Here is a 22730-nt window from a genome sequence, read left to right as displayed (position 1 = left end):
TCTTCCTCCGGTTTCTCCTCTCCCTTTTCCTTCTCCTTAACTTGTTAAGGAATAGAAGGACCCCGCAGGTATCTGCGGGGATTTTTTTATATACCGACTTTATAATCGTACTCTTTCGCCTTATCAAGCTTTGATTCAAATTCCAGCTTTAAAAAAGGTTTATAAGAAGGCTCTACCTTCTTCACATAAGAATAAGAAGAAATCTTTTCCATTGTTTTTTCGATTAGGTCCATATCGCAATACAGCACAACGTATTTCAGCCGCTTGGAAACATAATGAACGTTGCCGAATTTTCTCAGCATTTTGCTGTGTTTTAAGGAATGCAGATATACGATTATGCCTTGGCGCTTATTTTCCATCATGATCACCCGCCTGACTTTCTGTTCATTTTATGTAAAAGACGAGACGGCCGTCTCGTCAGGAAACTTTGCATCCGCAGCCGCCGCCGGAACCGCACCCGCCGCCGCAGGATGACAGGCCGTCAAAATAAGGATTCCCCGTCGGAACTTTTACATGCTCCGAGACGGCCGTTCCGAGTTCAATGCTGATCTCGTCAAGCAGCGACTGAAGCTCAGTCTCCGCTTTTTTAAATTCGGCCACCTTATCGTTTAAATCCAGTTCCCGCTTCATTTCTCTCATTTTGCGGGAAATCTCTCTATAATCAGGATGGTATTTGCCAAAACGCTGCACATCCTCATACTGCTCTTTAACGCTCATAAAAGAACGAATGATCCGCCCTGCCTCTTCATCTTCACGGAGACGCTTGTAACAATCGCGGTAATTTTCAGCCGTCTCAGACTGCAGAATCATGCCGGCAAGCTGCTCCGCTTCACTTTGAAGCTTGACGGACTCAATTGTTGCATACATAAATACGCACCTCCAGTTGCTAGTTTACCATGAAACCACCCAATTGGAAAATGCGGCGTTTAAACGCTTTTTAATCCTGTGAACGCATGGCGTGAACCATCTGCATCATCATCTGCGCCATTTGAATCCCGTTTGAGAATTGGCTTACCCGATGCGGTATCGTCTTTTCATAAAAATTCATCATGTCAAGCTGAAAGGAATTGAGATCGTCCGGTTTTCTCGCAAGTCTGCGGTACCAGACGGGACGCTGCCGTATAAACCGTTTCCGTTCCTCATCTGCGGATATGAATTCCTGAACCTCTTTTCGCATACACGATCCCCTTCTTTAATCCTTTCTGAACGAAAAAGGATGTTGTCCGGAGCCTTGCCGGGGCTGCTTCGTGCTGCTCCCCGAAAATTGGCTTAAAAGGCTTTGCAATGATGAAATGGATTGGCTCATTTTATTGATCTGCTCATTCATTTGGTTGATATCCATCTTTTTGACGGCAGTGACCATTTTTGAAACGAAATCGTTTTTTTCAGCTGGTTCCTGTTTGGTTTCCGCGTCGGAAGAAGGCTGAACGGCCTCGTCTTTAAAAGGGTTCCATATCGGATCATCCTCGCCCAGAAGAACCCAATTTTCATAGACTTCCTGCCAGCTTCTTTGTTCCTTGCGAACATTTTGGATCAGTTTGGGATGCTTTTTTACGAATTGTTTAAAATCATCGATTGATTGCCGTGATTGCTGATTCGCCACAATTCTCACCCCCTCCGAAAAGTTTTGCCTGCTATAATGTATCGGTTCATGCGCCTTAATGTTCGCCTAAATTGCGAAAAAAAGCAGGTATATTTTTTTCAGCAGGAGCGCCGCTCGCGAAAAAACATAAAAAAACCGCGGGGGACGCGCCCCTCTGCGGTTTTTTACTGCCAAGGCTTAATGAAGTTTTGCGTATAATACTTCTGATCAACGCCGACACCGAGGTGCGTATAATCCGGGCTTAACAGCGCCTTTCTGTGGCCTTCGCTGTTCAGCCAGCCCTCCACGGCTGCAGGACCGTCCACATAGTTGTAGGCAATATTTTCACCGGCCTCCCGGTATTTCACATCGCCTTTTTCCAAGCGGTCCTTCAGAGTCCCGTATTTCTTTGAGACGTGAGAGAAATACTTGTTATCCTTCATGTCCTTGCTGTGGCCGAATGCCACTTTTGCGGCGCCTTCGTCCCATTTCAGCCTTGCAAGTCCGTGTTTCACGCGGATGACATTTGTAATATCGAGAATCTGCTGTTCACTCGCTCGTTCAATGTCGTTCCATTTTTTATCAGAAACAGGCTCGGGTTCTGTCAGCTTTCCTCTGTACATGACTTCATACGGCCTTTGTTTCACAAGTGTTTCCGCATCAAATGCCCTGATGCTTGACAGATTCCCGTCAAATTTGTCCATGTACAGCTGAACATACATTCCGCCTATCTTGACGGTGGGACGGGTATTGATATCTTCTTCAGAAAACTCGAACCGATACGTGTTTCCCTTGTCAGTCACATTGACAAAAGGAGAAACCTGAGTCGTTTTAAAAACTTCGCCCGTCGATTCGCCGATCTTAAACGGTTTTGCGTTGATGCCGCTTCCCGAAGCGTATAAAGTCACGGCTTTATCATTCAAAATACCGACTTGTACGTATTGGTCTTTCCCCTGGTTGTACACCCACCACTCGTAATCGTAGGCAGAAGGATCTTTCCGGGACGGTTCCCCAAGTTTCTTTTTCACATCGGCGGCAGATTTCCCCATGAGAGAAAGCAGTCCGGATGACGGCATTTTCAGCCGTTTTCCGCTCTCTTCTTCATTGGAAACCTGAGGCTCCTCCTGATCCGTCTTTTTCTGAGGAGCCGATCCATATTGTATAAACAGAACATACGCTCCGTAAATAAGCAAAAGGATAACGAGAGCCCTTGCGATATTTTTCAACCTCTCACCCCCATATGTTCAAACCGTTCTGTTTTTGTTTACTCTTATACAGTACAGCCTATTTGCATCGTCCGTGATTTATGTTTAATGGATAAACCCCTCCGGACCGCCGTCTTCAGAAATGTCAGACAGCACTCGGCCTGCTTGCTCATTTGATTGCTCGGCCAACGAAAGATCGCCGAGCGTAACAATGCCGACCAGTTTTTTATCCTTTGTGACGGGAATTCTTCTGAGCTGATGTTCAGCCATCAAATGGAGCACCTCCTCCACAGAGGCGTCTTCTTCTGCACTGATAACCCGCTCTGTCATTGCGTCGGTTATTTTTTGAGAGTTCGGCTTTTTTGAAGCAATTCCCCGTAATACGAGATCTCTGTCTGTCACGATCCCGACAAGTGTGGCGCCGTCTTCATCCACTATCGGAATGGCGCCGACATCTGCGTCTTTCATCTTCACCGCAGCTTCATATACATTATCTAATACTGTACAATATTGCAAGTCTGACGTCATGAGCTTATTGATCTTTGTCATTGCGGAATTCCTCCTTTTTTCTGCTACTATTGTCGTCAAATTTTTCTTTTTGCATACTTTCACCGTATGAATCATTGAAAGTGTAACGCTTTCATACTATGATTGTCAGGAAAGGGCATTTTTAAAAGGAGGGGGAAGGTTTGAAGTTTGAAAACAGCGGTCTTGAAGGGGTAACAGCGGAGCTCAGCCGCTTGAATGATCTGATGGAAGGTAAAGGGCTCATTCTGGCTGGACAATGGGATTATGAAAGAGTGACTTACGACAAAAAGTTTTCAGTACCTGAGGGGACATTTTATCTGCGGATTCAAGGAACGGCAAAAGAGGGCGATGTCGGCGGCAGCCGGGCCGTGATTCAGCTGAAGGCCCCTCTTTTAGGAAAGCATTATTATCCGCACGGCGTAGAATACGGCAGCGCTGAAGAATTTCCGGAACATGTCGTCGCTGAAAGCAAAGCTTTACTGCTTGAATTGGAAGAGTTATTAAAAACAGTGCAAATGTAATAAAAAAGTACAGCATATTCTGCTGTACTTTTTTTCATGAGACGGTATGCTCGATATACGGCGGCTCTGACAGCGTATCTTTTTCCCGTTCCGTTCTGACCCACTGAAAAAAGATGACAGCCAAATATGTTCCGTAGACCGCCTCTTGAATGATTTTCATCAGTACTGCCCCAAGCTGCTGATCTTCCAGAGGAGGAAGCGTGTTAAACATCTCCGGCCCGGATAAAGGGATCTCCTCCAGCAAATCTAAAGGAACGCAAAGCTTCATTGCTTCGGCCCAAGCCGCCGGATCTGTATACGTGGCATACATGGGCGCCCCGCTGAACATAATGAGCGCGCAGGCCGGCGTTAACAAAATCCCGTCTGCCATAATGTACCCCAGCTTCATTAAACCGCTGAGACGGGGCAGACCGTCCACCTTATGCACAAGCGGCCACCACATAAAAAACGCCGTTACAAAGATGAGTCCGTTCATCAGCGTGTGATACAGCGAATCCGTTTTGACGAAATCAAATATAAACGGGATGTGATACAGTGAAAAAATACCGTTAAACAGCACTAATGCGATAAGCGGCATTGAAAAGAACGAAAACAGCGGCTTTACGACAGGACGGAAGATCAGTTTTTTCCATGCCCAGCCGGGAATTCCGGAAATCAACAGCGGCGGTACGACTAAAAACAGAACCGCCATCTGCGTCATATGGGCGCTGAACATCACATGGCCCAATAAATCAACCGGACTTCCCGCAGCCGCGTAAAAAAATAGCGCGGAAAGCACAAACAGCACCTTCTCCTTAGCGGACACACGTCCTTTATGCCGGCTGCACCAGTAAAAGTAAACACCTGTTATCACGGCAGTTATACAAAACAGATACGGGCTCCACATTGCGCGAAACCCGAACATTTCCAAATTAATCAAATCTCTCACTCCCCGCCGTCCCGATTACCACCAAATAATCGTGACAAATGCAAGCACGGTGATAAACGCGACAAATATTCCCGAATACAGAAATAATGACGGCGCTTCATGCCCCTTCTGGCTCATATGCATAAAGTAAAACAGCTGAAAGATGACCTGGATGACCGCAAGCAGGATCAGAAACGGCATCGTAAACCATCCGGCAATGCCGTCTGCAGCCACCGTCAAAAACGCGACAAGCGTAAGACCGATCATCAAGCCGAAGGATATGACCTGATATTTCATCTCCTCGGCATTTTTCTTTTTCCGATATTCGAGATCCGTACTGACAGTCACTCTGTTTTTGTTATCGTCCATCGTTATCCCACCATCCCCATCAAATATACAACGGTAAAGATAAAGACCCACACGACATCGATAAAATGCCAATATAAGCTGGCCACATAATATTTCGGCGCATTATAAAGGCTGAGCCCTCTTTTCGCATTTCGGATCATCAGCGCGCTGATCCATAACAGCCCGAACGCCACGTGTGCTCCGTGTGTGCCGACGAGCGTGTAAAACGCTGAGCCGAGCGCAGAGCTTGTAATGGTAAAGCCGAATTCGTGAGTGTAATGCATAAATTCATAGATTTCTACCCCTAAAAATCCTGCTCCCAATAAAACGGTAACCAAAAGCCACACCTGCATTTTTTTAAAGGAGAAATTTTTCATATGATACATCGCATACACACTCGTTAAGCTGCTCGTTAAAAGAAGCATCGTCGCGATAAATACGATCGGCAGCTCAAACATCTCAGCCGTTGACGGCCCTCCGGCTTTAGATTCCCGTAAAGCAAGGAATGTTGCAAATAGCGAGGCGAACAGAACCGTTTCCCCGCCGAGAAACAGCCAAAATCCCAAAAACTTATTTTTCCCCTCCAGCGTTGCTTTTTCAGGAGAAGCCGGAAAGGTTTCAGCCGTCATTTTTTCCTGCAGCTGCATTACGCCTTCACCCCTTTATCATCATTCGGCAGATCTTCTTTGTGAATATGATAGCCGTAATCATCAACCACAGAGCGAAGCAGCATGGTAAAGAATGTGATGCCGAGCCCTATGAAGATAACCGGAAGCCCCCATGAATAATCGGAGTGGTATAAAAACCCGAACGCTGCGACAAACAGACCGAAAGATATGATAAACGGCATGATGGATCCGTTCGGCATATGAATGTCCTCTACAGGCTCTGCAGGCGCCATCCCTTCATTTCCGGCCTGCTTTTCAATCCACAGCGGGTCAAGTCCCCGGACAAACGGAAGCTGTTTAAAATTATATTCCGGCGGCGGTGAAGAGACCGCCCATTCAAGCGTACGACCGTCCAGCCACGGGTCGTTCCCGACGTATTTCCCCTTTATTGAGGTATAAATAATATTGACGACGAGTAAAGCAGCCGCGCCCGCCATGAAAAACGCGCCGATTGAACTGATCAGGTTGCCGGTATCAAGCCCCTGGCCGGGCAGATATGTGTAAACTCGCCGCGGCATTCCCATCAAACCGAGGAAATGCTGAATGAAGAAGGTAAGATGAAACCCGATAAAAAATAAGACGAACGAAATTTTCCCCATCGTTTCATGAAGCACCTTCCCGAACATTTTCGGCCACCAGAAATGCACCCCCGCCAGGATGCCGAACACAACGCCGCCGATAATGACATAGTGGAAATGCGCTACGACAAAATACGTATCGTGGAACTGATAATCTGCCGCTGCGGCCGCCAGCATGACACCCGTGACTCCTCCGAGTACGAAAGAAGGAATAAAGGCGACGGCATACAGCATAGGCGTAGTGAATTTGACGTTTCCTCCCCAGATGGTCAAAAGCCAGTTGAAAATTTTAATGCCGGTAGGCACCGCGATCGCCATCGTCGCAACCGCAAATATCGCATTAGCGATCGGTCCGAGTCCCGTCGTAAACATATGGTGAACCCAAACCATGAACCCGAGAAAGCCGATCAGCACGATCGCAAAGACCATAGATGAATAACCGAACAGACGTTTCCTCGCAAATACGGGAATGATTTCTGAAAAAATCCCAAAGGCGGGAAGAATTAAAATGTATACTTCCGGATGCCCGAAAATCCAAAACAGATGCTCCCAGATTATCGTATTGCCGCCCAATTCAGGATTAAAGAAATTCGTTCCGAACAAACGATCCAGCATCATCAGCGCCAAACCGACGGTGAGCGGAGGAAATGCGAATAAAATGAGTGCCGACGCCACAAATGTCGTCCACGTAAACAGCGGCAGTCTCATATACGTCAAACCCGGCGCCCTCATATTAATAATCGTGGCGAGAAAGTTGATCCCCGCAATCAGCGTACCTAAGCCTGATATTTGCAGGCCGAGCACGAAAAAGTCTATGCCGTGCCCTTTCGAATTCAGCGCAAGCGACGCGTACGACGTCCAGCCTGCATCAGGAGCGCCTCCTAAAAACCAGCTCAGATTCAAAAAGATGCCTCCGAAGAAAAACAGCCAAAATCCGAGCGCATTCAGAAATGGGAACGATACGTCACGCGCCCCGATCTGAAGGGGCACAACCGCGTTCATCAGCCCGAATAACAGCGGCATCGCCGCCAGGAAGATCATTGTCGTGCCGTGCATCGTCATAATTTCATTAAACTGCTGCGCACCCATAAAATCGTTCCCCGGCCTCAAGAGCTGAATCCTGATAAGCATGGCCTCAAGTCCGCCGACGACGAAGAAAAATCCCCCGGCGATCATATATAAAATCGCGATTTTCTTATGGTCAACCGTCGTCAAATAATCCCAAAGCAAAGAGCTTTTTCTTTGCTGTCCTGTAAGCGTATTCATCATTTACGACCTCCCCCCTGATATCTCCCTGTCCTCACTTGTTCTCCGCTTTCAGCCCTTTTAAATATTCATACAGCGCATCCGTTTCAGCGTCCGAGAGCTTCGGATAAGTGCCTGTCATTTTATTGCCCGGTTTAATGCTGTCCGGATTTTTCAGCCAGGCTTTTATATTCTCTTTATTCGCATCCTTAATGCCGGCCACTTTGACCCGTTCACCGAAGGTAGCGAGGTTCGGAGCCGTTCTTGCCGCTTCAGCCCGTTTATCATTGGGCTCAACCGCATGACAGCTCAGGCAGTTTTTTTCCTTAAACAGCTCTTCTCCTTGCGCGGCTAAACCGGAGTCTGTTGTATGCTTATAATTTTTCATCGCTTTCGTCCATTGTTTAAATTCTTTTGACGGCAGCGGTTTCACTTTGAAATCCATCAGCGCATGTGAAGGTCCGCACAGCTCTGCGCATTTCCCGAAGAAATATTCTCCCGCTTCTTTGCTGCGTTTAGAATCGAAGGTCAGAAAGAAAGTATTGTCATTATCCGTATTCGTATCGATTTTTCCCCCGGCTGACGGAATCCAGAAAGAGTGTTTCACATCTGAGGACTTCAGCTTGAAATAGACGCGTTCATCTGTGGGAACGATCAGCTCCTGACTTGTCACAAACCCGTAATCAGGATACTCGAATTCCCACCAGTATAAATTCGCCCTTACATTAATCACGAGCGCATCCTCTGCTTTACGGTTTTTCTTATCCATCGGCGACGTATCCGCCAGCGCCAATGTATCGATGACAACCGGAATGACAAGAATAATCAGAAGCAGGATCGGAATAACGGTCCAGGTGATTTCTAAAAAACGGTTCCCCTCCACCTGTTTCGGTATCGTGTCTTCCCCTACACGCGACCGTCTGAATCTCACAATGACGTAAAAGAAAATAACTGCTACGACCGCAACGACGACAACCATGATAAGTGTGCTGAGCACCGTCAGATCATATTGTTTATCAGCCACTTCGCCGGCAGGCTTGAGTGTGGACAGAAACGGTTTTCCACAGCCGCTCAATAAAAGCGGCACTAAGGCTAATAATGATAAAAGACGCCAACGCTTTAACATTTCACCCAACCCCTTTTTTGAATCAGTACGAGATGCACAAGCAGTAAATCTGCTTCCAGCCGAAATACTTCTTTTCCTCATTTCTTAAAATATGAGATTTTTTACTTAAAATTCCATCTATGTATAAAAGCAAAGCCGCCTGATTAAACAAAAGGTCAAGGCGGCGTTTACTAGTTGTCATTGTTTGTTTTGGCGATCAAACAAGCTCATTATTCAATTAAAACAGCGTAAAGACCACCATCGCTACAAAATAAATGGTCATGTAATTAAGCGAATAGACAAACATAAGAGTTGCCCACTTCATGATGTTTTTCATGCGGAATCCCATCAGTCCGAGAACAAGCCATCCGACATTCAGCAAAGTGCCGAGAATGACGATCGGAAGACCGAGACTGCCGAGGAAAAACGGAAGCGGCAGCAGGCATGCGACCCAGACGATAATCTGTCTTTTCGTCACTTCAAAGCCGTGCACTACCGGAAGCATCGGAATATTCGCAGCTCGGTAATCTTCCGTCTTTTTAATCGCAAGCGCTAAAAAGTGCGGAATCTGCCAGATGAATAAAATCATGAATAAAACCCACGCGACAACACCGATGTGCCCTTCAACCGCTGTCCAGCCGATTAACGGCGGCACGGCGCCTGATACGCTTCCGACAACCGTATTAATCGTATAACGGCGTTTCGTCCACATTGTATAAAGAACAACGTACGTAAACACGCCGATAAAACCGATGACTGCTGCCATCACGGTGGTCATCAAAAGCATGATAAGTCCTAAAGCAATGAGTAAAATTCCTGACCACAGCGCTTGATTCGGCTGAATCTTTCCGGTTACCGTCGGTCTTACTTTCGTGCGTTCCATTAAATGATCAATATCACGGTCGTAATAGTTGTTAACCGCACAAGAACCGGCGATGATCAAAGAAGATCCTATTAATGTAAGAAGCACGGTGTTTAAATTGCCTAAAAAACTCAGACCGGATATATGTAACGCAAGCCACATGCCGGTAAAAGTCGTAATTAAATTCGAATTGACGATTCCTATTTTGATAAGCGAAAGGAAATCCTTCCATGCCGTCGTCTCTTCAATCTGTCCGTCTATAGCTGTATCGTTTAAAATTCTGGAATTAGCCATAACGTAAACCTCCCTTACAAACCTAAAGCAGGTTTTTTAAGACCTGCAACTCTATCATACAAGATAATGACCTGTAAAAAAACATCCTCTTAAATATTAAACGAGAAACAGGAATTTATTTGTGAACTTTTTATGAATTTTACCAAATCCGCCGGTTTCATAATAAAGCGGTTACTTTATTTCTATCAGACCCATCTGGAATAATCAACCCCATTATCTAAGAAGTCCTGATTCTATTATATTTTTGTGAACAAACAGAATTGAGAATTGCCACAAAACACATATTCGCTTACACTTGGTACGTATATCATTTTGTCCAGTTTGTTAAGAAGGTGAATGTAAAATGAATAAAGCTTTGAAAGCGCTCGGCGTGCTGACGACATTCGTTATGCTCGTCGTGCTGATCGGCGGCGCTCTTGTCACAAAGACAGGATCGGGTCTCGGATGCGGAAGGCAGTGGCCGCTTTGCCACGGCCGGTTTTTCCCGGAGCTTAACGCCGCTTCTATCATTGAATGGAGCCACAGACTCGCAAGCGGTGTCTCAATCGTTCTCGTGCTGAGTCTCGCTTTTTGGGCATGGAGAAAAGTCACGCCTGTTTTCCGTGAAACAACCTTTCTCGCCATTATGTCCATTATCTTTTTATTTTTACAGGCGCTTCTCGGCGCATTAGCGGTTGTTTTCGGATCAAATGCGCTCGTTATGGCGCTTCATTTCGGCATATCGCTGATTTCTTTCGCTTCTGTTCTGATTTTGACGCTGCTCATATTCGAAGCTGATAAATCAGACAAAAAGCTCGTCAAGCCGCTCAGAATCGGCAGAAGAATGCAGTTTCATATGATCGGCCTTTCGATTTACACGTATATCGTCGTTTATACGGGGGCTTATGTACGCCATACGAAATCAAGCCTTGCCTGCCCTGACGTTCCGCTTTGCAGCAGGCTGAATCACGGGCTTCCGTCCCATTTTCAGGAATGGGTGCAGATGGGCCACAGAACGGCAGCGCTGCTTCTGTTCGTATGGATTCTTGTCGCTTTTGCACATGCGGTGCGCTCTTACAAAGACCAAAAACAGATTCTTGGGGGCTGGATAGCGGCTCTTGCCTTTGTTGTATTACAGGCGCTCTCCGGAATCATGGTTGTTTATTCAGAAATGGCCACCGGCTTTGCACTTGCCCATTCGCTCTTTATTGCCGGCCTGTTCGGCGTCTTATGCTATTTCTTATTATTAATCGCCCGCTTCCGCTATGAATCAAAACAGCGGAACATCTGAGGCACATGAAAAGGCCGAAGCATTAGAGCTTCGGCCTTTACACATAAAAAACCTGATCGCACACGGGGGCGGATCAGGTTTTTTTAGGTTCATTTTTTACGCTTTTTCAATTTCGATCAGTAAATCGCCTGTCTGAATCGGTTCACCGTTTTTCACATGAATCTGCTGTATCGTCCCGGAGAACGGCGCCTGTACCGTCGTCTCCATTTTCATCGCTTCATTAATCATCAGATGATCGCCTTTATTCACCTTTGCCCCGGTTTCCGTTAACAATTTAATGACGGTTCCCGGCATGGATGCCGCAATGTGGCTCGGGTTTGTCCGATCTGCTTTTAATTTTTCCTGTACGGACGATTTAATGCTTTCATCTTTAATGACCACCTCGCGCGGCTGGCCGTTCAATTCGAAATAAACGACACGTGTCGCATCTGGCTGCGGTTCACCGATAGATACAAGCTTCACGATCAGCGTTTTTCCGCGCTCAATTTCCACTTCGATTTCTTCACCGAGTGTCATGCCGTAGAAGAAAGTCGGTGTGTCCAATACGGAAATATCACCGAAGCGTTCCGCCGTTTTAACATATTCAGTAAACACCTTCGGATAAAGAGCATACGCGATTGCGTCCTGATCACTCAATTCCATCTGATGCGTTTCTTTCCATTCTTCTTTAATACCTTCAAAAGATACCGGTTCAAGCAGCTCACCCGGTCTTACCGTGATCGGCGTCTGTCCTTTCAGAACGAGCTTTTGCAGTTTTTCCGGAAATCCGCCGTGCGGCTGGCCGATCTGCCCTTTAAAGAGCTCAACGACTGAATCCGGAAAATCAAGCGTTTCGCCTTTATCATAAACATCTTGTTCTGTTAAATTGTTTTGCACCATGTAAAGCGCCATGTCTCCGACGACTTTGGAAGAAGGTGTTACTTTCACGACGTCGCCGAACATGCGGTTGACGACGCTGTACATGTCTTTCACCTCATTCCAGCGATCACCCAGGCCGACTCCTTTTGCCTGCTGCTGCAGATTGCTGTACTGGCCGCCCGGCATTTCATGATTATAAATCTCAGTATGCGGAGACTTCATCCCGCTTTCAAATTCACTGTAATATTGACGGACGGATTCCCAGTATTGCGACAGTCTTTCCACCTGCCGGACATCCATTTCAGGACGGCGGCTGTTTCCTTCAAGGGCATGATAAAATCCGCTTGCGCTCGGCTGTGAAGTCAGACCCGCCATTGAGCTGACGGCGACATCCACGATGTCCACACCCGCTTCAACAGCTTTGGCATAGAGAAAGACGCCATTGCCGCTCGTATCATGCGTGTGAAGATGAACGGGAATATCAATCGTTTCCTTCAGCGCTGAGATAAGTTCGTATGCGGCTTGAGGTTTCAAAAGACCGGCCATGTCTTTAATGCCGAGAATGTGCGCACCAGACGCCTCAAGCTCTTTCGCCATAGAAAGATAATATTGCAAATCATATTTCGTCCGGGTCTTATCAAGAATATCTCCCGTGTAACAAATCGCAGCCTCCGCCACTTTTCCGGTTTCACGGACGGCATCGATGGCCAGCGTCATCCCTTTTACCCAGTTCAGGCTGTCAAAGATCCGGAATACGTCAATACCTGACTCCGCTGACTGCCGGACAAATTTTTGGATGACATTGTCCGGATAGTTTGTATAACCGACGGCATTTGATGAACGAAGCAGCATCTGGAACAATGTGTTCGGCACTTCCTTGCGGAGATCTTCAAGGCGTTTCCAAGGGTCTTCTTTTAAGAAACGGTACGCTACATCAAATGTCGCGCCTCCCCACATTTCAAGGCTGAACAGTTCAGGCCACAGGGCAGCCGTAGGATTCGCGATTTTTTTCAAATCATTGGATCTGATCCGGGTTGCAAGCAGGGACTGATGGGCATCCCTGAACGTTGTATCGGTCAGGAGCACGGATTTTTGCTCTTTCACCCAGTCTGCAAGCCCCTCGGCGCCTCTTTCCTCAAGGATCTGTTTCGTACCGCTTGCCGGCTTTTCTTCGATACCTAACGTAACGGTCTGAGGCTTATCAAATGCAGGTTTTTCTTTTTTCCCGATTCCCGGAAAACCGTTCACCGTGACATTGCCGATATAGGAAAGCATTTTTGTTCCGCGGTCCTTCTGTTTTGGGAAAACAAACAGCTCAGGCGTTGTGTCGATAAACGATGTGTCATATTGGCCCGTCAGGAATTTTTCATGCTTTGCCACGTTTTCAAGAAACGGAATATTGGTCTTAATGCCCCTGATCCTGAATTCCTGCAGGTTGCGGACCATTTTCGCTGATGCCTGTTCAAACGTCAGCGCCCATGTCGACAGCTTGACAAGCAGTGAATCATAATAAGGCGTGATGACGGCGCCCTGGAAGCTGTTTCCCGTATCAAGGCGGACGCCGAAGCCGCCGCCTGAGCGGTAAGCCATAATTTTACCCGTGTCAGGCATAAAGTCATTCAGCGGATCTTCAGTGGTCACACGTGATTGTATCGCATACCCGTTTGTAAAAATGTCTTTCTGCTCAGGGATATTGACGGCACGGCTGTGCAGTCCGTGGCCCTGCGCCACGAGGATTTGCGTCTGAACGATATCAACCCCCGTTATCATTTCCGTAATCGTATGCTCCACTTGCACGCGCGGGTTCACTTCAATAAAGTAAAATTCACCGCCCGCTACGAGAAACTCCACGGTCCCTGCGTTGATATAGCCGACATTTTTCGCAAGCGCCACAGCCGCTTCACAGATTTCGTCCCTTAATTCAGGCTGCAAAGATACACTAGGCGCCACCTCAATGACCTTTTGATGGCGTCTCTGAACGGAACAGTCCCGCTCATACAGATGGACGACATTGCCTTCTTTATCTCCGATCACCTGAACTTCAATATGCTTAGGATTTTCGATCAGTTTTTCAACATACACTTCATCGTTTCCGAATGCGGCTTTCGCTTCTGATTTGGCCCGCTCAAACGATTCTTTCAATTCGCTTTCGTTTCGGACGATTCTCATTCCGCGGCCTCCGCCTCCGAGCGATGCTTTAATAATAAACGGAAATCCGTGGACTTTTGCGAATTGTTCGACATCTTTTAATGTTTCAGCCGGTCCGTCACTCCCCGGAATAACGGGGATGCCGGCTTTTTCTGCCTGCTCCCTCGCCTTTACCTTATCTCCGAACATATCCAAATGCGCTGACGTCGGTCCGATAAATACGATGCCCTCTTCTTCACAGCGTCTCGCAAATTGGATATTTTCAGAGAGAAATCCGTAGCCCGGATGAATGGCATCTACGCCGTTTCTTTTTGCGATCTCAATAATCCCTTCAATATCAAGATACGCATCAATCGGTTTTTTGCCTTCTCCCACAAGATAAGCTTCATCCGCTTTATAGCGATGATAGGAGCCCGAATCTTCTTTTGAATAAACGGCTACCGTTCTGATGTTCAATTCTGTGCACGCCCGGAAAATCCGAATCGCAATTTCTCCCCTGTTTGCTACTAACACTTTTTGGATGGATTGTTGTGACAAACTTTTCTCCCCCTTGGCCTAATAAATATGTAGTTTATAATAAAGGAATATCCGTCCTGTGTATACACTTGTTTTTTAGAGATACACAGATTTTTCCGTCTGCCGTCTTTTTACCCCCTTAGACGGAACGGGCTCCCTCTTTTTCTTCTTTTCTGAGTACTTGACATGCATGCTGACATTCACCAATATACCGGCGCTCATTAATAACAACAACATTGATGAGCCCCCGTAGCTGATAAACGGCAGCGGAACACCTGTAATCGGAATTAAGCCGCTGACACCGCCGAGATTGATAAAGGTCTGAATCGCAATCATGCTGGATATCCCGATTGCCAAAAGGCTCCCGAACGGATCTTCACATTTTCTCGCAATATAAAAACCTTTTAACACGACAAAAGCCAGCAGCACAATGACAAACAGGACGCCGAAAATGCCGAGCTCCTCTGAAATAACCGCCATAATAAAGTCTGTATGCGATTCAGGCAGATAACCGTATTTTTGAATGCCTTCTCCAAGACCGAGACCGAAAAAACCGCCTGAGCCGATCGCATAATACGAATTTATAATCTGCAGGCCTGATGTGCTGGCGTATTTAAATGGATTTTCAAGGCTTTCAAACCGGCTCATACGCCCGGGTGTCAAAATATCGTCCCATTTCAGATAGATGATCGGGCTGACAAGGAGCAATACGATTCCCGCCATGAGCACCAGCCTGAGCAGGGTCCTTCCGCTGAATCCCGAACACATAATGACGCAAAACGCGATCAGACCGATAATCATCGCCGTTCCGAAGTCGGGCTGAATGGCGATAAGCGCACAAATGACTACGGTGACGATCACCGGCGGAGCAACCCCCGTCAAAAGCTGATCGATGTAGCTTTGTTTCTTTGCGTATACCGCGGCAAGGTACAGTATCAGGGTCAGCTTGACAAATTCCCCCGGCTGAATGGCCATTCCGCCGATTTTAAACCAGCTTTGCGCGTTTCCGGCAACATGTCCGAAAACAAACAGCGCGCAAAGCGCAGCCACTGACGCAAGCAGTATGAATTTCTGAATCTTTTGATGGGCGAACACTTTGTACGGAAAAACGGCCGCGATGATAAACAGCACAAACCCCGCGATGACGGCGAACAGCTGCCGTTTAAAGAAATAGTCGCTGCTCACGCCGTAACGCATAACGGCGGTAATCATGCTTGAGCTGTATACCATTACCAATCCGAAACAGCACAGCAGAATGATAGCGCATATCAATGAATAATCGTAAGATTTTAACATTCTTTTAAACATAACATCCTCTTTCCTGCTTAAAGCTTACGTTTAATACCTATTGCGTATTATATTTTACTATAATTCATAAACATTTTACGCAGTTTCTTTATAGTTTTTCGGATGAAATGCAGATTAAGAGACCGTCTTACGAAAAGAAGATGCAAAAAAAACGGTTTACGGTTATAAAAAAACCCAAACCGTTAAATAGTTTGAGTTTGATCATTTATTTTCCTGTAAACGCGTCATGCAAAGCAGACAGTTCTCTTTCAAGTCTGTCCAGCAGCTCTTTGCCGTCGTTTTCGTCAACTAATCCCAGGCGGACAGCAAAATCGATTTCCCTCGACAGTCCGAACATCTGAGTATCCAAGACCTCTTCATACAGAGGACATTGAGGCATCGTTAAGTTATCCATTTGTACTCGGATCAGCTTCAAAATCTTCTCAGCATCTAACTTCAACAGCTCGAATGCTTTCTGCTGATGGTCAACTATAATCTCTGAAGCCAAAAGTATCCCTCCGTTCCCCAGGCGAGTACCTAATTCTTCTATTTATCATAAAGGGTATCAGATGAAATTGCAAGAGGATTTAAGCAGATGTTATGATAAAAATGTTTCAAAAAATACTCAGCCTGTATTTCTCAGACATGATTTCCAAAAGCTTCACACCCGCGATGCTGTTGCCTTTTTCATCAAGCGCCGGGCCGAATATACCGATTCCGAAGTTGTACGGCGAAATGCCCATGATCCCTCCCGAAACGCCGCTTTTAGCGGGAATGCCGACCTTAATCGCGAATTCCCCGCTCGCATTGTACATGCCGCATGTCACCATAAACGTCTTGCAGATTCTCGCCACATCTTTTTTAATGACCTGCTCCCCGGTTTCCGGATGCTTGCCGTCAAGGGCGAATACACAGCCGATTTTGGCTAAATCCAGACTGCTCATCTTAATCGCGCACTGTTTTGTATACAAATCCATGACCTCTTCAACATCGCCTTTAAAAATGTCATACTGCTTCATGTAATAACACATGGCCCGATTAATCATGGATGAACTGAATTCCGATTCCGCGACATGTCTGCAATATGTAATGTCCTGATTATTCGCAAGTCTTCTGATGAATCCGAGCAGGTAATCCAGGCGGTCTTTCGGCGAATGCCCTTTAATGAAACCCGTAACGATGAGAGCTCCCGCATTAATCATCGGATTTAAAGGCTTGCCCGGATTCACTGTTTCAAGCTTAATCATGGAATTAAACGGGTCGCCGGTCGGCTCCTGACCCACGCAGCTGAACACCTTTTCCTTTCCGTAATCCATCAGTACGAGCGCCAGAGAAAGCACTTTCGAAATGCTCTGCAGCGTAAATGTCCGGTCGGCGTCTCCTGCCGTCAGACATGTATTTTCCGCATGATAAATTGTGACCGAAAGGCTGTCTTGTTCAGATTCAGCCAGAGCCGGAATATAGTCTGCCACTTTGCCTTCTTCGGTCCTTTTTTTCGCTTCTTGAACTAATGCGTCCAGCTCTTGGTAATGCCGGCATACCATGTCGATCATCCTCACTTCGCTGCCGTTGTATACATCTAATTTGCGACGCAAAGTGACAATTCATGCGAAAACTTTTATACTTTAAGTAAAGGGGGGCTTCACCATGAGCGTTATTCAAGTAAAAGGCAATGTTACATACCCGATTACAATTGATCCGAGTGTCTGGATTTTCGATGACCGTAAGTTTCCGTTTGAAAAAAATCAGCCTGTTCATCCGGACGGCTCTGCAGAAACCCAGGAGCATACGCTTGATCCGGAACGGGTGATCAGAGAAGGGCGCATTTCGCCGCCGACTTTAAAAAGCGAAAAACGTTATGAAAAAGAAAGACTGATGAACGGCAGCTTCGCCATGAAGCTCGGCGCTGTTTTAGCAAATGCCGAGCCGAAAGAAAGCGCTGTCCTGTGCGCATTTATTTCAAAATCAGAAAGAACCGAAGTGCCGCTCGAAAAGGCGATGGACGCAATCGCGCATTTCAGCGATGCGGGGAAACCCCTTCAAGACGGCGGCCCGGTCCATTTTTACGTGGACGGAGACTTTGAAAACCCGATAACGGGCGTCACAGAAATCGAAGTTTTATAACAAATCGGCGGCGAGCTGTGCAAGGCCGGATCTCTCACCTTTCACAAGCTTCACGCTGCCGGAGACGGTTTGTTCTTTAAACCGTTCTACAACATAAGCAAGTCCGTTGTTTAAACTGTCTAAGTATGGGTGATCTATTTGCTCCGGATCGCCCATCAGGACAATTTTGCTGCCCTCTCCCACCCGAGTCAAAAGCGTTTTGACCTCGTGCCTCGTCAAATTCTGAGCCTCATCAATAATAATAAACTGATCCGGAATGCTTCTCCCCCGAATGTATGTCAGCGCCTCCACCTGAATCGATCCGATTCCTGCCAAAATCGCTTCAAGTTCACCCGGCTTTTTCGCATTGAATAAAAATTCAAGATTATCAAAGATCGGCTGCATCCACGGCTTGAGCTTTTCCTCTTTTTCGCCCGGCAAATATCCGATATCCTTTCCCACCGGGACGATGGGACGCGCGACGATCAGTTTTTTATAAATACCGAGATCCTCCGTCTGCAGAAGCCCTGCCGCGAGAGCAAGCAAGGTTTTTCCCGTTCCCGCTTTTCCGATCAGGGTGACAAGCGGGATATCTTCCCTCAGCAGGAGTTCAAGCGCCATTGTCTGCTGGACGTTCTTCGGCCTGATACCCCATACGTGCTCATCATCGAAAACGAGTCTTTTTACGGTCTCGCCTTTCTTATCTGTCATGCCGACCGCAGACGAAGATCCTCCTAATTCATCTTTCATCAGCACAAATTGATTCGGATAAACCTGATGCTGCTGAAGCTCCTTGACTGAAATTTGTTTGTCTCTATAAAACGAGGCAAACCGCTCTTTATTCATAAATATATCTTTGTACCCGCTATATATTTCATCATGGTCAACGACTCTGTCGTTTAAAAAGTCCTCCGCCAAAAGCCCGATGGCATCCGCCTTTACCCTGACAAGCACATCTTTGCTGACCAGGATGACGAGGCGGCCGTTTTCTTTCGTCTCCTCCTCAAGGCTTAAATTTTTTGCCACCGCCAAAATGCGGTTATCATTCGTTTTTTCGATAAAAATTTCTTGGAGCTGGTGAAATGACCGGTGGTTCAGTTCAATTCTGAGCGTTCCTCCGCTTTCAAGCGGAACTTTCTCGTGCAGCCTTCCTTTCTCCCTGAGCCCGTCTATCAGCTTAGATACGTGCCTCGCATTCCTCCCGACCTCGTCCATATACCGCTTTTTTGAATCGACCTCTTCCAGCACGACGGCGGGGATGACAACTTCGTTTTCTTCAAAGGAAAAAATGGCGTTAGGATCCTGCAAAAGTACATTCGTATCTAACACATAAATTTTACTCAAGTCTCAGCCTCCTGAAATAAGGATCAAAGCCCATCGTGTGCTTCTCTTTCCGCGAATAACGGGGATGCCTGCTAAAATATATGATTTGGTGAATAAAGATAGAAGGTTAATTCAACAATAAAATAAATGAAAGCATTCAAGGAGGAAATCTGACGTGCGAATTCTTTTCATTATCATACAAGCCTTGTTTATCCTTACCGGCTGCACTGCTGTACAGGACGGCCGCGGCCGCAATATTCAGAACGAATCAGCCGATCAGCGCGATGCAAAACCGATCCATGTGAAAAATACGGCTCCTGAGACAGCTGAAAATCCCGGCCGGACAGACATCGCTAAGCATCTCGTCGAGGTAACCGAAAAAATCCCCGGCATTTCAGATGCCACCGCGGTTGTACTCGGAAGATACTCCGTTGTCGGTATCGATGTGGATGACAATTTAGAAAGAAGCAAAGTGGAGAGCATTAAATACACGGTTGCCCAGGCGTTAAAAAACGATCCTTACGGCGCCAATGCCGTTGTCGTGGCTGATCCTGATACGGTTTCCCGTCTGAGAGGCATGGGCAGCGACATTAAGGCCGGCCGCCCCGTTTCAGGCATTTTGGACGAACTTGCCGCCATCGTCGGCCGTGTCATGCCGGAAGTCCCGAATGATGTGACCGACAATGAAAAAGAATCACCGACTCAATCGAATGATGATCAGCTGAACCAAAGAGACCAGAACAAGCTGCAAAACGAACAGAACGATCAATCGGATCATCATATGAAAAACCGCCGGTAAAAAGCAGCGCCCGCTCCAAAGGAAGGGCGCTGCTTTCTTTCCCTTTGGCAGGAGGGGCATCCATGTTATAATGCTTGTCATAGTGAAAGAGGTGAAAAATCAATGAGAGTAAAATGTTCCATTTGCGACAAAATCGAACAAATTGATGATGAAACACTGACAGCCAAACGCCTCCGCAATCGTCCGATTCATACATATATGTGCCGGGAATGCCATGACCGAATCAAAGTCAAAACGGAGGCGCGGCTGAATACCGGACACTTTTCCTTTCATCCCGGACAAAAAGCGAAAAAAGATAAACTGAAAAAATAAACCGAATAAAAAATGACCCGCCGGAAGGCAAGGTCATTTTTTTATTGCGGTTTAGCTGACTGGCTTTTTTTGGACTGGTGCAGACGGATTTTGTAAATGATCAAAATCAAGGCGGCGACAACAAGCCCTTCTCCGACCGGCAGAAACACACCGAAAAAAGTCAGTACGGTGCAGCCGAGCACGAGAAAGAGATAAACTGCCGCAGCCTTCAACACCGGCAGCCGTTTGGCAAAGCCAAGTTTAAATACAATCACCGAAAGCACGACGATCGTTCCGTATAACAGCCACATTCCCGTCAGCGGATGCTCATCCACTTGGTAAAGAGCCGCAAAGAACGACAGCCGTTCACTTACTTCATTCAAAAGGATCCCCCTCCCCTTTTCCGTTCGGGTTCTACCTTTTCAAATTCTGCAAGTGATTAAGACATTCCTGCTGTTTTTTTCTTTTTCGCCGCTTTTTCACGTTCGTTTTTATTCAGGATTTTCTTTCTTAAACGGATGGATTCCGGCGTTACTTCACAGTATTCATCTTCGTTTAAGTACTCGAGTGATTCTTCCAGCGACATAATGCGCGCTTTCTTAATCGTAGTCGTTTGATCCTTCGTAGCGGAACGGACGTTTGTCTGCTGTTTCATTTTGCTGACATTGACGACAAGGTCATTGTCACGGTTATGTTCGCCGACAATCATGCCTTCATATACTTCTGTTCCGGGCTCAACGAAGATGACGCCGCGGTCTTCAATACCTTGAATTCCGTAAGATGTCGCTTTTCCGTTTTCCATGGAAACGAGCACACCCTGACGTCGGCCTCCGACTTGGCCTTTTTGCATCGGCTGATAGCTGTCAAACGTGTGGTTCAGGATACCGAAACCGCGTGTCAGTGACAGAAACTCAGTAGAATAGCCGATGAGTCCGCGTGAAGGTACGGTAAAGATCAGGCGGACCTGGCCGTTTCCGTTATTAATCATATCAAGCATTTCGCCTTTTCTCGCACCCATTGATTCCATAACAGAACCGGTATGCTCTTCAGGCACGTCAATCTGCACGCGCTCAACAGGCTCGCAGCTTACGCCGTCGATTTCCTTAATGATAACTTCAGGTTTAGACACTTGAAGCTCATAGCCTTCACGGCGCATGTTTTCAATTAAAATGGACAGGTGAAGCTCACCGCGTCCTGAAACAACCCATGCGTCAGGTGATGCAGTCGGTTCGACACGAAGACTGACGTCTGTTTGAAGCTGCGCGTTCAGACGCTCTTCAATTTTGCGGGCTGTGACATATTTGCCTTCACGGCCTGCAAACGGGCTGTTGTTTACGACAAATGTCATTTGGAGCGTAGGCTCATCAATGCGCAGAACCGGCAGCGGCTCATGGTGGTCAGCCGGACAAACCGTTTCACCGACGTTGATGTCTTCCATGCCCGAAACGGCAACGAGGTCTCCCGCTCTCGCTTCTTCAATTTCCACGCGTTTCAATCCTTGGAAACCGAAGATTTTCGTTACGCGGAATGATTTTACCGTTCCGTCAAGTTTCATCAATGAAACCTGCTGACCCACTTTCATCGTGCCGCGGAAAACGCGTCCGATACCGATACGGCCGACATAATCATTGTAATCAAGCAGCGCCACTTGGAATTGAAGAGGCTCTTCGGCGTTATCTGCCGGGGCAGGGACATGTTCAAGAATCGTTTCATACAGTGATTCCATATTTTCGTCCTGCTTTTTCGGATCCAGACTTGCCGTTCCGTTAATCGCAGAAGCGTAGACGACAGGGAACTCAAGCTGTTGTTCGTTTGCGTCAAGCTCGATGAACAAATCAAGCACTTCATCAATGACTTCTTCCGGGCGGGCGAAATCACGGTCGATTTTGTTTACGACGACAACCGGATTTAAGTTCTGCTCAAGAGCTTTTTTCAGTACGAAACGGGTTTGCGGCATGCAGCCTTCATATGCGTCAACGACTAACAGAACACCGTCAACCATTTTCATAATCCGTTCTACCTCTCCGCCGAAGTCGGCGTGTCCCGGAGTGTCCAAAATATTAATGCGTGTATCTTTATAGTTAATCGCAGTATTTTTCGCAAGAATTGTAATACCGCGTTCACGTTCAAGATCGTTTGAATCCATTGCGCGTTCGGCAATATTTTCGTTGGCACGGAATGTTCCGGCTTGGTGAAGCAATTGGTCTACCAAAGTCGTTTTCCCATGGTCAACGTGGGCAATAATCGCGATGTTGCGAAGATCGTTTCGAAGTTTCACATTTTCATCTCCTA

At 46.8% G+C, this 22730-nt stretch carries 24 protein-coding genes; 5 read left to right on the top strand and 19 right to left on the bottom strand.

Annotated elements, in window-relative coordinates:
- Positions 1-86 precede the first annotated feature (86 nt).
- From V7728_RS08390 to V7728_RS08365, 6 genes are all read right to left on the bottom strand, one after another.
- On the bottom strand, positions 87-359 hold the full coding sequence (locus V7728_RS08390; protein WP_003154470.1) for a YlbG family protein: 273 nt from the start codon (positions 357-359) through the stop codon (positions 87-89).
- 58 nt (positions 360-417) lie between these two features.
- The gene (locus V7728_RS08385; protein ID WP_003154472.1) at positions 418-867 is read right to left on the bottom strand and encodes a YlbF family regulator; all 450 of its coding nucleotides are present in this window, start codon (positions 865-867) and stop codon (positions 418-420) included.
- A gap of 70 nt (positions 868-937) precedes the next feature.
- On the bottom strand, positions 938-1177 hold the full coding sequence (locus tag V7728_RS08380; RefSeq protein WP_003154475.1) for a YlbE-like family protein: 240 nt from the start codon (positions 1175-1177) through the stop codon (positions 938-940).
- Positions 1178-1192: 15 nt separating this feature from the next.
- Entirely contained in the window at positions 1193-1603 is a 411-nt protein-coding gene (locus V7728_RS08375) for a YlbD family protein (protein WP_025284691.1), read from the bottom strand.
- A gap of 164 nt (positions 1604-1767) precedes the next feature.
- Positions 1768-2808, bottom strand: coding sequence for a CAP domain-containing protein (locus V7728_RS08370; RefSeq protein WP_007409690.1), 1041 nt, complete (start codon positions 2806-2808; stop codon positions 1768-1770).
- 84 nt (positions 2809-2892) lie between these two features.
- Complete coding sequence (locus V7728_RS08365; protein WP_017417724.1) at positions 2893-3336, bottom strand: CBS domain-containing protein; 444 nt, start codon at positions 3334-3336, stop codon at positions 2893-2895.
- Between the two features lie 140 nt (positions 3337-3476).
- Here V7728_RS08365 and V7728_RS08360 point away from each other — a divergent pair, with 140 nt between their 5' ends.
- Entirely contained in the window at positions 3477-3836 is a 360-nt protein-coding gene (locus V7728_RS08360; RefSeq protein WP_099566729.1) for a YugN family protein, read from the top strand.
- A gap of 34 nt (positions 3837-3870) precedes the next feature.
- Here V7728_RS08360 and ctaG read toward each other — a convergent pair whose 3' ends face one another.
- The 6 genes from ctaG to cyoE form a co-directional block, all read right to left on the bottom strand.
- Positions 3871-4755, bottom strand: a complete 885-nt coding sequence (ctaG, locus tag V7728_RS08355) for a cytochrome c oxidase assembly factor CtaG (RefSeq protein ID WP_020953993.1) — start codon at positions 4753-4755, stop codon at positions 3871-3873.
- A gap of 24 nt (positions 4756-4779) precedes the next feature.
- Entirely contained in the window at positions 4780-5112 is a 333-nt protein-coding gene (gene ctaF, locus V7728_RS08350) for a cytochrome c oxidase subunit IVB (RefSeq protein ID WP_099566728.1), read from the bottom strand.
- Positions 5113-5114: 2 nt separating this feature from the next.
- The gene (gene ctaE / locus V7728_RS08345) at positions 5115-5738 is read right to left on the bottom strand and encodes a cytochrome c oxidase subunit III (protein WP_003154482.1); all 624 of its coding nucleotides are present in this window, start codon (positions 5736-5738) and stop codon (positions 5115-5117) included.
- A complete protein-coding gene (gene ctaD, locus V7728_RS08340) occupies positions 5738-7606 on the bottom strand; it encodes a cytochrome c oxidase subunit I (RefSeq protein ID WP_007611227.1) in 1869 nt (622 codons plus the stop codon). Before ctaD ends, ctaE begins: the two co-directional genes overlap by 1 nt.
- 31 nt (positions 7607-7637) lie before the next feature.
- A complete protein-coding gene (gene coxB / locus V7728_RS08335; protein WP_014417699.1) occupies positions 7638-8708 on the bottom strand; it encodes a cytochrome c oxidase subunit II in 1071 nt (356 codons plus the stop codon).
- 217 nt (positions 8709-8925) lie between these two features.
- Positions 8926-9843 carry a heme o synthase gene (gene cyoE, locus V7728_RS08330; protein WP_003154486.1) on the bottom strand — a complete coding sequence of 306 codons (918 nt, stop codon included), beginning with the start codon at positions 9841-9843 and terminating at the stop codon, positions 8926-8928.
- Positions 9844-10186: 343 nt separating this feature from the next.
- On the opposite strand from cyoE, the gene ctaA reads away from it, so the two are divergent.
- Positions 10187-11113: a heme A synthase CtaA gene (gene ctaA / locus V7728_RS08325; protein WP_099566727.1), complete on the top strand. Its 927-nt coding sequence runs from the start codon at positions 10187-10189 to the stop codon at positions 11111-11113.
- Between the two features lie 96 nt (positions 11114-11209).
- Here ctaA and pyc read toward each other — a convergent pair whose 3' ends face one another.
- The 4 genes from pyc to glsA all read right to left on the bottom strand — a co-directional run bounded on the left by pyc (position 11210) and on the right by glsA (position 17466).
- The gene (gene pyc / locus V7728_RS08320) at positions 11210-14656 is read right to left on the bottom strand and encodes a pyruvate carboxylase (protein WP_099566726.1); all 3447 of its coding nucleotides are present in this window, start codon (positions 14654-14656) and stop codon (positions 11210-11212) included.
- A 75-nt stretch (positions 14657-14731) separates the two neighbouring features.
- Positions 14732-15943 carry an FtsW/RodA/SpoVE family cell cycle protein gene (locus tag V7728_RS08315; RefSeq protein WP_015239798.1) on the bottom strand — a complete coding sequence of 404 codons (1212 nt, stop codon included), beginning with the start codon at positions 15941-15943 and terminating at the stop codon, positions 14732-14734.
- Positions 15944-16148: 205 nt separating this feature from the next.
- Positions 16149-16430 (bottom strand): YlaN family protein, encoded by a 282-nt coding sequence (locus tag V7728_RS08310; protein ID WP_003154494.1) that lies wholly within the window; start codon positions 16428-16430, stop codon positions 16149-16151.
- Between the two features lie 106 nt (positions 16431-16536).
- Positions 16537-17466 carry a glutaminase A gene (gene glsA / locus V7728_RS08305; protein WP_015239797.1) on the bottom strand — a complete coding sequence of 310 codons (930 nt, stop codon included), beginning with the start codon at positions 17464-17466 and terminating at the stop codon, positions 16537-16539.
- A gap of 103 nt (positions 17467-17569) precedes the next feature.
- On the opposite strand from glsA, the gene V7728_RS08300 reads away from it, so the two are divergent.
- A complete protein-coding gene (locus tag V7728_RS08300; RefSeq protein WP_025284689.1) occupies positions 17570-18046 on the top strand; it encodes a hypothetical protein in 477 nt (158 codons plus the stop codon).
- On the opposite strand, the gene V7728_RS08295 is transcribed toward V7728_RS08300, so the two are convergent.
- Entirely contained in the window at positions 18041-19369 is a 1329-nt protein-coding gene (locus V7728_RS08295) for a PhoH family protein (RefSeq protein ID WP_015239795.1), read from the bottom strand. The genes V7728_RS08300 and V7728_RS08295 overlap by 6 nt on opposite strands.
- Before the next feature lie 154 nt (positions 19370-19523).
- Here V7728_RS08295 and V7728_RS08290 point away from each other — a divergent pair, with 154 nt between their 5' ends.
- Positions 19524-20147 carry a YhcN/YlaJ family sporulation lipoprotein gene (locus V7728_RS08290; RefSeq protein ID WP_012117484.1) on the top strand — a complete coding sequence of 208 codons (624 nt, stop codon included), beginning with the start codon at positions 19524-19526 and terminating at the stop codon, positions 20145-20147.
- Between the two features lie 102 nt (positions 20148-20249).
- Complete coding sequence (locus V7728_RS08285) at positions 20250-20459, top strand: YlaI family protein (RefSeq protein WP_007409677.1); 210 nt, start codon at positions 20250-20252, stop codon at positions 20457-20459.
- Between the two features lie 41 nt (positions 20460-20500).
- Here V7728_RS08285 and V7728_RS08280 read toward each other — a convergent pair whose 3' ends face one another.
- Complete coding sequence (locus tag V7728_RS08280; RefSeq protein WP_015239793.1) at positions 20501-20821, bottom strand: YlaH-like family protein; 321 nt, start codon at positions 20819-20821, stop codon at positions 20501-20503.
- A gap of 56 nt (positions 20822-20877) precedes the next feature.
- Positions 20878-22716, bottom strand: a complete 1839-nt coding sequence (typA, locus tag V7728_RS08275) for a translational GTPase TypA (protein ID WP_015239792.1) — start codon at positions 22714-22716, stop codon at positions 20878-20880.
- Between the last annotated feature and the right edge of the window lie 14 nt (positions 22717-22730).

This window comes from Bacillus sp. JHAA, from assembly GCF_036961585.1.
GTDB classification, from domain to species: Bacteria; Bacillota; Bacilli; order Bacillales; family Bacillaceae; genus Bacillus; species Bacillus velezensis.
The sequence above is the reverse complement of the archived record's forward strand: the minus strand, read 5'-3'. Positions and strand labels throughout refer to the sequence as shown.